A 13,203-nucleotide genomic window follows, 5' to 3' on the forward strand; every position below is an offset into this window, starting at 1 on the left:
TGCCGGCACTACACCGCCGCAGGAAACACCAGCCGGAAGCAGGCACCCGCTGCGGTGTCCGGGACCAGCAGGACGCTGCCGCCATGGTGCCGCATGATGGTTTGCACCAGGTCCAGTCCCAGGCCGGCGCCACGGCCGTCCTTGCTGTCGCGATGAAACGCCTCGAAGATGCGTTCGCGCTCGGAATCCTTGACCCCGCGTCCTTCGTCGGCGACATCCACCGTGCCTGCTGCCGAGACCCGGATCGTGATCGTTCCCTGACGCCCGCCATAGCTGATCGCATTCTGGATCAGGTTGGTGAGTGCGCGCTCGATGGACACTTCATCGCCATCGACGGGCACCACCGCAGCATCGGTCTCGAACGCCACCTGGTAGCCTGCGGCGAATGCCAGCGGCGCCAGATCGAGTACCACGCGTTCTGCGATCGTGGCCAGATTCAGACGCGAAAACACGATGGTGTCGGAGTCGAGCCGCTGGATGTCCAGCAGCTGCCCGGTCAATGCGCCGAGGCGGACGGCATCTTCCATCAGCCGCGTCCGCAAGGGGCTGGCCGGCAGCGCGGACAGGCGCGTGGTCAGAATCGCCACGGGGGTGCGCAGTTCGTGCGCGGCATCGGCGATGAACCGCTTGTGCTTGGCCAACGCAGTGTCCAGGCGCGCCAGGGCGTCGTTGATGGCCTGCACGAAGGGCGCCACTTCGGCCGGTACCTGATCAAGGCCCAGGCGCATGCCGGTGCGATGAAAATCGATCGATCTGGCCTCTTGCGCGGCCTTGTCCAGCCCCTTGAGGCCGCGCTTCACCGCAAGCGGCATCACCAGCATGGTGGACACCGAGACCAGCGCAATGATCAACAGGGTTTGCCACAGCACCGGCAAGGCCAGCCGCAGCAGTTCCCACGTGCTCACCGGCCCGCGTGCCCAGAATGCGATCTGCACCTGCCCGGCATCCGACTCCACCCAGGCCACGCTTGCACGCGTGTCGGTGGTGCTGGCACCGCCCACATCGAAGCTTGCCGACTCCACCAACGGCAATGCGGACAGCGCCGGCCGGATGGCCGCTGGCGGCGTTCCCTCCACAAGGCGCTGCCCGTGTTTGTCGGTGACGATGAACCACAACGTGGTCGACTTGGCACGCAGCTCGGACATGTCTGCGCTCGGGCGCATGTACAGCCGACCCGTGCGGTCGTGCGCGACCGACCGCGTGAGCGTTTCCAGGGTCTGCAACTCGTAGGTCAGGTTGCCGTTGGGAAACTCCATCGTGGCCTGGATGACCAGGACGAAGATGACGACTCCGGCCAGCGCGATCATGGCGGTCTGCGCGGCGGCCAGGCCACGCACCAGACGCCATCGCAACGACGGCGGCTTGTAGGTCATGCGCTCACACTCAACATGTAGCCCACGCCGCGCACCACATTGATCGCAAGCGCGCTACCCGCATCGGACAGCTTGCGGCGCAACCGCGAGACGTGGGTGTCCAGCGCATTCGGTTGCACGTCGTCGTCCATCGAGAACACCGCCTGCATCAGCGTGCCGCGCGGCACCATGCGTCCGACGCGCTTGAGCAATGCTTCAAGCACCAACAACTCCCTGCGCTTGAGATCCAGCGCCTCGCCGCCGATGCTGGCGGTGCGATTGACGAAGTCGTAGGACAGGTTGCCGGCAGTGACAATATCGGTCTGCAAATGCGCCGGCCGGCGGACCAGTGCGCGCAGCCGGGCCATCAGTTCTTCCACCGCGAAGGGCTTGGCAAGGTAATCGTCTGCGCCGATGTCCAGGCCGACCACGCGTTCGGACAACTCGGCCAGCGCGGTGAGCACCAGCACGGGGGTGACATTGCCCTGCTCGCGCAGGGTCTTGAGAAACTGCAAGCCATCGCCGTCGGGCAATTGCCGATCGAGAATCATCACGTCGAACGCGCCCAGTGCGGCCGCGCTGGCCGCCGCTGCCAAGGTCGGGGCGTGATCCACGATCATGTTGTACGTTGCCAGGACGTCGCGGATGGCAGACGCCATCTCGGGCTCATCCTCGATCAAAAGCACCTTCATGGTTGCGCTCCTGCCCCGGTGGATCGGTCCTTCTACACCCGCGACCTGTCGTGAACATGTCCCGGCATGCGACGCCCCAGCCTACCGCAGGACTTGGCACCTGCAGCGGGCGGGGGGCATGGCTGACTGGAGCGCAAGGCGGTGCAGCCGATCGACCGCAGTGGCGGGTTGCGGCCGGCGTTTTCGCCTACCTGCCTGCATATGTCCGCGTTCCTGGCGCAAGCGTGTCGGTTGTCGAGCGACTGCGACGGCACCGACAGGCACATTGCCAGGACGCAACTGCCCTGCCCGCGCACGACGCTGCCCAATCCAGCCGCCATCGCCTGCCGCTTAATGCAGAATTAAACCCACTCCAGGATGCTGTGGCCCCCTAGTGCCTACCGACCAGCACCGAATGAAGCTGCTCCTTGTCGAAGACGACGCCATGTTGGGCGACACCATCTGCGATGGCGCACAGCAGGGCGGGTGGGAGGTGGACCATGTCATGGATGCCGCTGGGGCGCAGGTGGCGCTGATCGATCATCCCTATGCGGCGGTGCTGCTGGATCTGGGGCTTCCTGGCGAGTCGGGGCTGTCGGTGCTGCGCGGCATGCGCGCCCGGTGCGACCCCACTCCGGTGTTGATCCTGACCGCACGCGGGCAGCTGAGTGAGCGCATCGTCGGTCTGGACGCCGGTGCCGACGATTACCTGGTCAAGCCGTTCCAGTTCGACGAGTTGTGGGCGCGCGTGCGGTCGGTCATTCGGCGCAGCCAGGGCAGCGTGGTGCCGATCTTCAGCTTCGGCGACGTGAAGGTGGACCGGAGCCGCCGCGCTGTGAGCAAGGCCGGTGTCGATGTGGTGTTGAGCGCACACGAATACCGCACCCTGCTGGCGTTGATCGAACGCCCCGGCCATGTGCTGACCCGCGACCGTCTGCAGGACCTGGTGTACGGGCCGACCAGCGAGCTGGAGAGCAATACCATCGCGGTGTTCATCCATCAGTTGCGGCGCAAGCTGGGCGAGGACCTGATCAGAACCGTGCACGGCCTGGGTTACGTGGTGGGGCAGCCGACCGGATGAGACCGCAATCCATCACTGCGCAATTGTTCATGGTGATCGTCAGCGTCATCGCCTTGTGCTGGGTCGCGGTCATCGCGCTGGTGCTCACGCTGCTCTCGCTCAATCTGAAGAGTACGTGGGACGAAAAGCTCGAAGCCATCGCCACGCAGATGCTGATCACCATTCCGGCCAAGAGCAGGTTCGACCAGAGGGCCGGCCCGGGCCTGCAATTGCCGGACACCTTCACCGGTGCGCGCGAACAGTTGGTGTTCCAGGTCTGGATCGACCGCACAACGATGGTGGCACGCACGCCTGGCGCGCCCGATTCGGCGCTGCAGCCATCGTTTACCGATGGGGCGGCCACCACCCTCATCCAGGGCGAACACTGGCGGGTGTACTCGGTCACCGACAGAACCGGCCGTGTCAGCGTGCAGGTCGGCAACCCGCAGAGCGTGGTGGATGCGGACCTGCGCCACGAGGCGTGGCACGCGCTCGCCTTGGCCACGGTGTTGGTGGTGGTGGCGGGCGTGGTGATGTGGTGCGTGGTGCGCCGCTCGCTGCAGCCGGTCAGAGCGCTGGGCAAGGCGTTGCGGCGGCGCAAGAGCCTGGACCTCGCCCCGTTGCCGTTGTCCAAACTCCCGCGCGAAATACATGCGCTGGTGGCGTCGTTCAATCATCTGCTCGAGCGGCTGGATGCGGCGATCGAAGGCGAACGCCGTTTTATCGGCGACGCCGCGCATGAGCTGCGCACGCCGCTGTCGGCACTGCAGGCGCAGGCCGAAATCGCACTGGGCGCGCAAGACCTGCAAACCAAGAATCAAGCACTACTGAAGCTGCTGCGCGTGGCCAAGCGCAGCACCCGCTTATCCGAGCAATTGCTGGATCTGGCGCGGTTGAACGCGGGGCGGAGCGCATCGATGCATCAACCGACCGAACTGAGCATGCTGGTGCATCACATCGCACAGGAATTCGAGGTCAATGCGCTACAGAACGGGCGCGCGTTGTATCTGGATATCCACAGCTGTGTCGTTGCGTGCAACGTGGACGACATCGGCATCCTGCTACGCAACCTGGTGGATAACGCAATGCGTTACACGCCGGAGGGCGGCAACATCCTGATCAGCTGCGGCTATGTCGCCGATGCGACAAGCGAAGACGGTGCAGAGACCGTCAGCGAGGTGTTTCTGCAGGTTGCCGACGATGGGCCCGGCGTCCCCGAATCGGAACGTGAGGCGATCTTCGTCCGCTTCCATCGCGTGGCCGGCACTCCGGTCCGCGGCAGCGGCATCGGGTTGTCGTTGGTCGCCGGTATCGCGGATCTGCACCAGGCACGTATCGAGACCGGGCCTGGTCTGAGCGGGCGTGGGTTTAGCGTGCGCATCGTCTTTCCAGGCAGCGCGACGGGCTGAGCACCCGCCCCCGGGCCGTGGGGAGCACTGTGTGCAAAGCGTCGATGCGCGTGCCGGATGCGTTGCGCGTGCACGCAGCTGCGGCGGCCGTGCTGTCGGCCGATGCAGGCCCGCGCATCGTCGACCGTGGCGCAAATCGGCTGGACGGTCCGCGTATCTGAAGCTGAACCTTTCGCGCAGCGGACTCGGTGCGCTTAAAGAATTCTTCAACGGACTAAAAGTTCTTTAACGGCGACTTGAAACGATGTCACCTAACCAGGGTTCGCTGGTGTTTGAGACTCGCTAGTCGCTGCGTCGTCGGTGCCAACGTCATCGCGTTGGCAGAGAGTGCGCGCAATGCCACACCTGGCCTGCACCCGGCCGCCTCTTGGCGCGATACCGCCGCATACATGCAAGCGCGCAGATGCATGTGCCGCGTGCTGGTGTGGCCCTTTCCCCTTTTTCTCAGATCGCGTAACCACCATGACCCCAACCGATACAACGGCCAGCGTGCGCACCAACGCTGCGGCATCCAAGCGCAAACGGCGACGTTTCGCTTTGCCGCTGATGTGGTGTCTGCTGGCCAGTGGTGCCATTGCCGCAGGCTGGGGCTGGTCCACGCGCGCCCGGCCGCAGCTCCAGAATCTTCCAATCACCGCGTTGTCGGTCACGGCCATCACGCCACGCCAGGTGGAGTGGCCACGCACGCTGTCGGCGACCGGGATCGTGGCGCCCTGGCAGGAGGCGGTGATCGGTTCGCAAAGTAACGGACTGCGGCTGGTGACGCTCAACGTGGCGGTCGGCGATGTGGTGACGCGCGGGCAGCTGCTGGCACGTTTTGATACCGCCACTCTGCTTGCGGCACGCGCAGAACTGCGTGCGGGCCTGGCCAAAGCACAGGCGGCTGCACACCAGGCCGATACCAATCGCACACGTGCCGTGCGCGTACAGGCGGCCGGGGCGATGAGCGACCAGGAAGTGCAGCGCTACGTGACTGAAGCGGTGACCGCCACCACCCAGATTGCGGTGGCGCAGGCGCAGCTGGATGCCAACCGGCTGCAGCTGCAGCAAGCCGACATCACCGCCCCCGACGACGGGTTGATCAGCGCGCAGAGCGCCACGCTGGGCGCGGTGGCCAGTAGCGGCCAGGAACTGTTTCGGCTGGTGCGGCAGGGGCGCCTGGAATGGCGCGGAGAGTTCACACCCGAGCAGATTGCGCGGATCGCCGTAGGCCAGGACGTCCGGCTGCGGTTGCCCGACGGCAGTGCCGCCGTGGCACGCGTGCGCCAGATCGCGCCGCTGCTGGATGCGCGCTCCCGGCTTGGCGTGGTGTATGCGGATATCCAGCCCGACCGCCTGCTGCGCGGCGGCATGTACGTCGACGGTGCGGTGGCGTTGCCGGCCAGCAGTGCACTGGTGGTGCCGGCGTCGAGTGTGGTGGTGCGTGATGGCCGCAGCCTGGTGTTCCGCATCATCGACAGCGGCGCCGAATCCAGGGTGCGCGCGCAAGCGGTGACGGTGGGGCGACGGGTCGGGACCGACGTCGAACTGCTGCAGCCGTGGAGCGGCGGCGAGCGCATCGTGGCGCAGGGGGCCGGGTTGCTTGCCGATGGCGACACGGTGTTGGTCAAGACCACGCCGGCCGGCCCGCTGGTCGGCATGCAGCTGATTCCACGTACGCCACGATGAACTTTGCTACCTGGTCGCTGCGCAATCCCATTCCCGCGGTGTTGCTGTTCTTCCTGCTGACCCTGGCGGGCGTCTACGGCTTTCGCAATCTCTCCATCCAGGCGTTGCCGGATATGGACCTGCCCACCGTCACTGTCGCCTTGACGCAGCCGGGGGCGGCACCGGCGCAGCTGGAAACCGAGGTGGCGCGCAAGGTGGAAGACTCCATCGCCACCGTCAGCGGCCTGCGCCATCTGCGTACCACCATCAGCGATGGACAGGTGCAGATCGTTGCCGAATTCCATCTAGAAAAATCGCTGTCCGATGCGTTGATCGAAACCAAGGATGCGGTCGACCGGGTGCGTTCGTCGTTGCCGCCGGAACTGTTGCAGCCTGCCATCAGTGCGGTGACCGAAACCGGCACGCCGATCCTGACCTATGCGGTGACATCGACAACGCTGGATGAGACCGCGTTGTCCTGGTTTGTCGACGATACCGTAAGCAAGGCGCTGCTGAAGGTGCCTGGCGTGGGCCGCGTGCAACGCCTGGGCGGCGTGCAGCGCGAGATCCGGGTGGAGGTGGATCCGGTGCAGATGACCGCACTGGGCGTGACCACGTCCGATGTGTCGCGCGCGCTGCAACAGACCCAGCAGGATTCCTCCGGCGGACGCGTGCAACTGGGCGGCGCCGAGCAATCGGTACGCACGCTGGCCGGCGTGCAGCAGGCCGCGCAATTGCCTGGCATGTCGATTGCGCTCGCAGCCGGCGGCAGCGTGCGCCTGGAGCAGATCGCGCGCGTACGCGATGGCATCGCCGACCGTCGGCAGGCTGCGCTGCTCGACGGTAAGCCGGTGATCGGGCTCAGCCTGTATCGCACCAAGGGCTTCGACGAGACCAAAATCGCCGAAGGCGTTGCGCAGGCGCTGCAGCAGTTGCAACACACCGACCCCTCGCTGCGCATCACCCCGGTCTCCGGCACCGTGGCCTACACCCTGGAGCAATTCGAAGGCTCGATGTCGATGCTGTACGAGGGCGCACTGCTGGCGGTGCTGGTGGTGTGGCTGTTCCTGCGCGACTGGCGCGCGACCCTGATCGCCGCATCGGCGCTGCCGTTGTCCATCCTGCCGGCGTTTGCGGTGATGTGGTGGCTGGACTACTCGCTCAATACGCTGACCTTGCTGGCCCTGGCAGTGGTGGTCGGCATCCTGGTCGACGACGCCATCGTCGAGATCGAAAACATCGAACGTCATCGGCGCATGGGCAAATCCGCGTTTCAGGCAACCGCCGATGCGGTCAACGAAATCGCCTTGGTGGTCATGGCCACCACCGCGACGCTGGTGGTGGTGTTTGTGCCGACCACGTTGATGGGCGGCATCCCGGGATTGTTCTTCAAACAGTTCGGCTGGACTGCGGTGATTGCGGTGGTTGCCTCGTTGATGGTGGCGCGGCTGATCACCCCAATCATGGCGGCCACCTTTCTTGGCGCGCGGCACAGCGATCCATCCGAGCCGGCGACCGGTGCGGTGACCGCGCGCTACCTGCAGATGGTGCAGTGGAGCCTGCGGCATCGCGCGGCGACGTTGGGCGCTGCCGGCGTGTTTCTGCTGCTGTCGCTGGCGTTGTTGCCGTTGCTGTCCAAAGGCCTGGTGCCACCCAGCGACCGCGGCTTCATCACCGTTAGCGTCGAGCTGGGACCGGAAAGCGACATCGGGCAGACCCGTCAGGTCACCGAGCGGGTGCGCGCGGCGGTCGGCCGCATCGACGGTGTCGGCGCGGTGTTCACCAGCATCGGCGGCACTGCGGGCGGGGGCGGTGCGCAAGTGGCCGAGGTCCGCAAGGCCGAGATGACCCTGGTGTTGTCGCCGCGCAAGACGCGTGCGGCGCAGGCGCAGATCGAGCGCGCGGTGCGGCGGGTGGTGGTCAACATCACCGGCGCACGCGTCACCGTGAGCGGCGGTGGGCCGGGCGAACACCTGTCGATGATTCTGACCAGCGAATCGGAAGATGCCCTCAATGCCACCGTCGCTGCGTTCGCAAGCCAATTGCGCTCGGCCGGCCTGTCGGGTGTGCGTACCACCGCAGGCCTGCAACGCCCGGAGCTGGTGGCGCGGCCGATCCAGCGCCAGACCGCCCGCTATGGGGTGAGCAGCGCCGATATCGGCCAGACCCTGCGCACCGCGACCAGCGGCGATTTCGAACCGCAACTTGCCAAGCTCAATCTGGACAACCGGCAGATCAATATCCGCGTGCAGGTTCCCGACCGGGTCAGTGCCGATCTGGAGGCGTTGTCCAACCTGCGCGTGCAATCGCGCAATGGGCTGGTGCCGTTGTCCAGCGTGGCGGTGTTGGCGATGGAGAGCGGGCCGACCGAGATCAATCGCTACGATCGCCAACGCTACGTCACGGTGAGCGCCGACCTGGGCGACATGCCGTTGAGCAAGGCGATGGCCTTGGCCACCACGCGCGCCGCCATCCAGCACCTGCCTGCGAACGTGTCGCTGATCCAGTCCGGCGATGCCGAAGTGGCGGCGGAATTGTCGTCCGGATTGCTGCTGGCGATCGCGATCGCCACCTTGTGCATGCTGTGCGTGCTGATCCTGCTGTTCAACGATTTCTTCCAACCGTTGACGATCCTGTCGGCCATTCCGCTCTCGCTCGGCGGCGCCTTCATTGCGCTGTTGTTGTGCGGCAGCGAGCTTGATGTGCCGTCGATGATCGGCCTGGTGATGCTGATGGGCATCGTCACCAAGAACTCGATTCTGTTGGTGGAATACGCGGTGATCGCGATCCGCGATGGCGCAGTGTCGGTCGACGTCGCCTTGCTCGATGCGTGCCACAAGCGCGCGCGCCCGATCGTGATGACCACCGTGGCCATGATCGCCGGCATGCTGCCGATTGCGTTGGGTTTTGGTGCCGATGCCAGTTTCCGCCAGCCGATGGCCATCGCGGTGATCGGGGGATTGATCAGTTCGACCCTGCTGTGCCTGGTGGTGGTGCCTGCGGTTTTCAGCTGCATCCACGATGGTCGAACATGGCTGCATCGGCGTTGGCGCGGCGCGTTTAGGCGGGTGGATGATGATCCGGGCGGCCAAGCGCGTGCGGCAGACTAAGCGCGGCTAACAAAACGACGGCGCGCTCCGCAGGTGGGCACAACCAGCGCTCGGTACGGCATGGACCACCCGTGCACTGCGGTTTCGGGCGCGCCACCCACGCCTAGCTGACGACTGCTTGCCAGCTTGCGTTTACCGCTCCAAGAAGCAACCGACGACGCAGCCGCCAGGCGGCCGCAGCCGGTGCGCGGAATCTGGTTGCCGTGTGCGTTGGCTGCGGTTGCTCAATGCCGTCCATCTCCGATCTGGCGGCCGTTCGCGCCGCTGTGTCAGCCACGCTGAAACGCGTCGCCACCCGTTTGGGTGACCAGCAGGCGGCCAGCGCTCGGCATCTGTGCGCTGGCGCCCGTACAAAGCAGCAACGTGAGGGCGGTGCGTCAACGGCCACCGACACCTCTCACGTCAGAGCCCAGGTGCTGCGCGGTGCGCTCCGCCAAGCGATGCGCACCGCCCGTGCTACGGCCAACCGATGCGCAGCGGGCGCGTTGCCCTCAGCCGCAATACACCGCAGTGATGTTGTTGGTCGGGCCGGTTTCGATGCTCAGGTGATCGCCGCCGCTTTCGCTGGCGCCCTGTGCGGGGTCGGCCAGACCGCTGGCGGTGGTGCCGCCGGTGGCGCGCTCGCCGCGCCGCACGCTGACCTGCAGGCTGTCGCTATCGACGCGCGCGCGCTCCACCGTCTGCGCCGCTGCGGCCAGACCCACGATGCCGCGGACCTTTTCGATATGGCATTGGCCGGAGATCGCGCCATCGATGGGTTGCACCTGCGCCACCTGATTGGAAGCGCAGGCCGAGAGCAACAGGACGGCAGCGAGCGGGGCGAGGGTGCGGATCATCGGGCGTCTCCAGCGAAAGAATGGCGCAAGCGTGAAGAACCCGTTGTTGGTGTGGCATGAAGGCCGCCCGCTGGGGCGCGGCGCCACAACGCAGGGCCGTGCGCTCCTGGACTGGCGGTTGGCGCCCAGCCTCCGGCTCGCTGAGCGAAGACACCCAGACCGCGTGACCGCCCCACTCGGAGCAGGCAGCCCAGGCGGTATGCCGGCCGCCATTTCGTCCGCGCGTACCAACGAGGCAAAGTTGTGCAGGCTGGATTACTTCGATTTTTGGACGATTCCACTCCAAATCTTCCGACTAGTCGATCAATAGGCGCATCTCTACGCTTTGCATCACCGGAGCAGCTGGCTCCACCACCGCAAAGGGATCTGTCATGAACGCACAACTGGCCACCACCTACGCCGATCAACCGCAGCACGAGACAAGCGTGCAGGCCACAACGCGTCCGGTGGTATTTCGCACCCGCGGCACCACCCGCGGCCCGATCACCCGGCTGATGAGCCCGGGCGATCTGGGGCAGCTGGTCAAGCCGTTCGTGTTCCTGGACCTGTTCACCGTCAAACCGTCGGTGGGAGGGGCACCGATGGGCATGCATCCGCATTCGGGCATTGCCACGCTCACCTACCTGATGGAGGGCGAGGTCGGCTACGAGGACAGCACCGGCAAGCAGGGCACGCTGCCTACCGGCGGTGTGGAATGGATGCGTGCCGGCAATGGCGTGTGGCACGACGGTGTGCCGGTCGGTCAGTCCTCGGCCAAGGGCTTCCAGCTTTGGGTCGCATTGCCTGCAGCCGAAGAAAACGCTCCGGCGCAAAGCCTGTATCTGTCGCCGGCCGATGTGCCGGTGGCCGGGCCGGTGCGTGTGCTGCTGGGTCGCTACGGCGAGCTGGAAAGCAAGATTCCGGCGCCGGCCGACATGACCTATCTGAGCGTGCAACTACAGGACGGGGAGCGCTGGCGTTACGTGCCGCCGGCCGGCCACAGCGTGGCCTGGATCGCGGTGCACACCGGGCAGCTGGACGCGGCCGAGAGCATCGGCAGCGGCCAGATAGCGGTGTTCAAGGATGCCGAGCAGGCCATCGATGTGGTGTCGGTCGGTGCGAGCTCCTTCGTGCTGGGGTCGGCGGTCAAGCACCCGCACGACCTGGTCATGGGCCACTACTCGGTGCACACCAGCACCGCCGCACTGGCGCAGGGCGAGGCGGAGATCCGCCGCATCGGCGAGCAATTGCGCGCCAAAGGCCGCCTGGCCTGAGTCGCGCGCATGCCGGGCAGCCGAGACGTGGCTGCCCGGCATGCGGCGTCAAACACGCAGCGCTTGCCAGGCAATACAGCGCATTACCGATCGTGCGGAAGGCAATGCGCCTTCAAAACCGCACGCCCGAGCCTTGGCGACAGGTCTTCAACGATGGCCTGCACCGCCCAACCGTCGATGTGTGCGCACCTCAGCCATGCATCGCCACCCATCACACCCCCACCTATCCAGCAAAGGCATTCCAATGGAACTGCTTCATCTCGATTCCAGCATCCTCGGCGACTATTCGGCGAGCCGTCAGCTCAGCGCACGCATCGTTGCCAAGCTGCAACAGCGCAACGGCGATGTCACCGTCACCCATCGCGATCTGGCCGCCAACCCGATCGCGCATCTGTCCGGCGCGCATCTGGCTGCGCAGCAGAATCCCACGGCCGATCAGACGCCGGAACTGGCCGCCGACCTGGCTAATGGTGCTGCGGTGCTGCAGGAATTTCTGGATGCCGACACCGTGGTGATCGGGGTGGCGCTGTACAACTTCAGCGTGCCGACCCAGCTCAAGGCCTGGATCGATCGCGTGCTGGTGGCCGGCAAGACCTTCCGCTATACGTCCGAAGGAGTGCTCGAAGGGCTAGCCGGCGACAAGCGGGTGATCCTGGCGGTGGCGCGCGGTGGGTTCTATGGCGCCGGCTCGCCGCTGGCGTCGTTGGAGCATGCCGAAACCTACATGCGCACCGCGCTGGGCTTCGTCGGCCTGCATCACCCGGAGGTCATCGTTGCCGAGGGTCTGGCCACCGGCAAGGAGGGACGTGAAGCGGGTCTTGCCGTTGCCCATCAGCAGATCGATGGGCTTGCTGCCTGAGCTGGCGCGACGCCGCAAGCGGCGTCGCTACTGCCCATGCGCCTACAGCGCATTCAATCGCACGGTCACGGCCTGGATAAACGCCGAGACCGCACGCGGCAGATGCCGTCGGCTTGGGTAGAGCGCGTGCAGGCCCTGACCGCGGCGTTGGAAATCCGGCAGCACCACGCTCAGGTGGCCCTGTTCGATATCCGGGCGCGTCAGTGCCTGCGGCAGTAGCGCGATGCCGAGCCCGGCCACGGCGGCCAGGCGCAAGGCGCGCGCGGTGGTGGCAGCAAACCGCGCCTGCACCTGCACCTGCTCGGCAAGCCCGGACGGCCCCATCAGCGTCCAGGTCATCTGCCCACTTGGGTGCGGGAAGCCGATGCCGTCGTGCTGCCGCAAGTCGTCCACCTGCAGCGGCCTGCCGCGCGCCTGCAGATAGTTTGGGCTGGCGACCAGCAGGTCGCTGTTGTCGGCCAGGATCTGGCGGCCGACATACCCCAGGTCCGGCAATGTGCCGCCACGGAAGGCCACATCGATGCGTTCGGCGATCAGGTCGGCCTTGGCATCGCTGAGCACGAATTCCAGACGCACGCGCGGATGCGCGGCGAGAAATTCGCCGACCCATTCGATGCGGAAAAAATCCAGAAAATCCGCGGGTGCCGCCACGCGCACCAGCCCGGCGGCTTCGTCGCCATCGGCCACCAGGCTCTGCCCGGCCGAGGTCAGCCCGTCCACCGCATCGGCGCAACGTTCGAAGAAGGCTTGCCCGGCGTCGGTCAAGGTCAGCTTGCGGGTGGAGCGCTGCATCAGGCGCGTCTCCAGCTGCGCTTCCAGCTGCTGCACGCGCCGGCTCACGCTGTTGGGGGCGGTGCCGAGCCTGCGCGCGGCTTCGGCAAAGCTGCCGCTGCGCACCACCTGCACGTACAGCGCGATGTCATTGAGATCGATCACCAGCGGCCTTGGCGCGTGTAAACGCGGAGTCTAAGCGTGGTGCCTGCGCGCAGTCGATCATGGCGGCGTC

10 protein-coding genes and 1 other RNA gene are annotated in these 13,203 nt (G+C 66.1%); 7 read left to right on the forward strand and 4 right to left on the reverse strand.

The window, feature by feature from the left end; translation table 11 throughout:
• Window positions 1-8: 8 nt before the first annotated feature.
• Together RQH86_RS20960 and RQH86_RS20965 are read right to left on the reverse strand one after the other, a co-directional pair.
• A complete protein-coding gene (locus tag RQH86_RS20960; RefSeq protein ID WP_311238155.1) occupies window positions 9-1,373 on the reverse strand; it encodes a HAMP domain-containing sensor histidine kinase in 1,365 nt (454 codons plus the stop codon).
• Window positions 1,370-2,044 carry a response regulator transcription factor gene (locus tag RQH86_RS20965; protein WP_055852661.1) on the reverse strand — a complete coding sequence of 225 codons (675 nt, stop codon included), beginning with the start codon at window positions 2,042-2,044 and terminating at the stop codon, window positions 1,370-1,372. Before RQH86_RS20965 ends, RQH86_RS20960 begins: the two co-directional genes overlap by 4 nt.
• A 394-nt stretch (window positions 2,045-2,438) precedes the next feature.
• Here RQH86_RS20965 and RQH86_RS20970 point away from each other — a divergent pair, with 394 nt between their 5' ends.
• The 5 genes from RQH86_RS20970 to RQH86_RS20990 all read left to right on the forward strand — a co-directional run bounded on the left by RQH86_RS20970 (window position 2,439) and on the right by RQH86_RS20990 (window position 9,386).
• The gene (locus RQH86_RS20970; RefSeq protein ID WP_311238154.1) at window positions 2,439-3,104 is read left to right on the forward strand and encodes a response regulator transcription factor; all 666 of its coding nucleotides are present in this window, start codon (window positions 2,439-2,441) and stop codon (window positions 3,102-3,104) included.
• The gene (locus RQH86_RS20975; RefSeq protein WP_311238153.1) at window positions 3,101-4,492 is read left to right on the forward strand and encodes an ATP-binding protein; all 1,392 of its coding nucleotides are present in this window, start codon (window positions 3,101-3,103) and stop codon (window positions 4,490-4,492) included. The genes RQH86_RS20970 and RQH86_RS20975 overlap by 4 nt, the downstream gene beginning before the upstream one ends.
• A gap of 462 nt (window positions 4,493-4,954) precedes the next feature.
• A complete protein-coding gene (locus RQH86_RS20980) occupies window positions 4,955-6,160 on the forward strand; it encodes an efflux RND transporter periplasmic adaptor subunit (RefSeq protein WP_311238152.1) in 1,206 nt (401 codons plus the stop codon).
• Window positions 6,157-9,249: an efflux RND transporter permease subunit gene (locus RQH86_RS20985; protein WP_311238151.1), complete on the forward strand. Its 3,093-nt coding sequence runs from the start codon at window positions 6,157-6,159 to the stop codon at window positions 9,247-9,249. Before RQH86_RS20980 ends, RQH86_RS20985 begins: the two co-directional genes overlap by 4 nt.
• 60 nt (window positions 9,250-9,309) lie before the next feature.
• A non-coding RNA gene (locus RQH86_RS20990) (sX9 sRNA) lies at window positions 9,310-9,386 on the forward strand.
• 354 nt (window positions 9,387-9,740) lie between these two features.
• On the opposite strand, the gene RQH86_RS20995 is transcribed toward RQH86_RS20990, so the two are convergent.
• Window positions 9,741-10,085: a hypothetical protein gene (locus RQH86_RS20995; protein WP_055852673.1), complete on the reverse strand. Its 345-nt coding sequence runs from the start codon at window positions 10,083-10,085 to the stop codon at window positions 9,741-9,743.
• Between the two features lie 371 nt (window positions 10,086-10,456).
• Between RQH86_RS20995 and RQH86_RS21000 the strand changes: the two genes are divergently transcribed.
• Window positions 10,457-11,338, forward strand: coding sequence for a pirin family protein (locus RQH86_RS21000; protein ID WP_311238150.1), 882 nt, complete (start codon window positions 10,457-10,459; stop codon window positions 11,336-11,338).
• A 244-nt stretch (window positions 11,339-11,582) separates the two neighbouring features.
• Window positions 11,583-12,197: an FMN-dependent NADH-azoreductase gene (locus RQH86_RS21005; protein ID WP_311238149.1), complete on the forward strand. Its 615-nt coding sequence runs from the start codon at window positions 11,583-11,585 to the stop codon at window positions 12,195-12,197.
• A 42-nt stretch (window positions 12,198-12,239) separates the two neighbouring features.
• Here RQH86_RS21005 and RQH86_RS21010 read toward each other — a convergent pair whose 3' ends face one another.
• Window positions 12,240-13,133 (reverse strand): LysR family transcriptional regulator, encoded by an 894-nt coding sequence (locus tag RQH86_RS21010; protein WP_311238148.1) that lies wholly within the window; start codon window positions 13,131-13,133, stop codon window positions 12,240-12,242.
• Window positions 13,134-13,203: the final 70 nt, after the last annotated feature.

The organism is Xanthomonas sp. WCS2018Noco2-27, assembly GCF_031843525.1.
In the GTDB taxonomy this organism is placed as follows: domain Bacteria; phylum Pseudomonadota; class Gammaproteobacteria; order Xanthomonadales; family Xanthomonadaceae; genus Xanthomonas.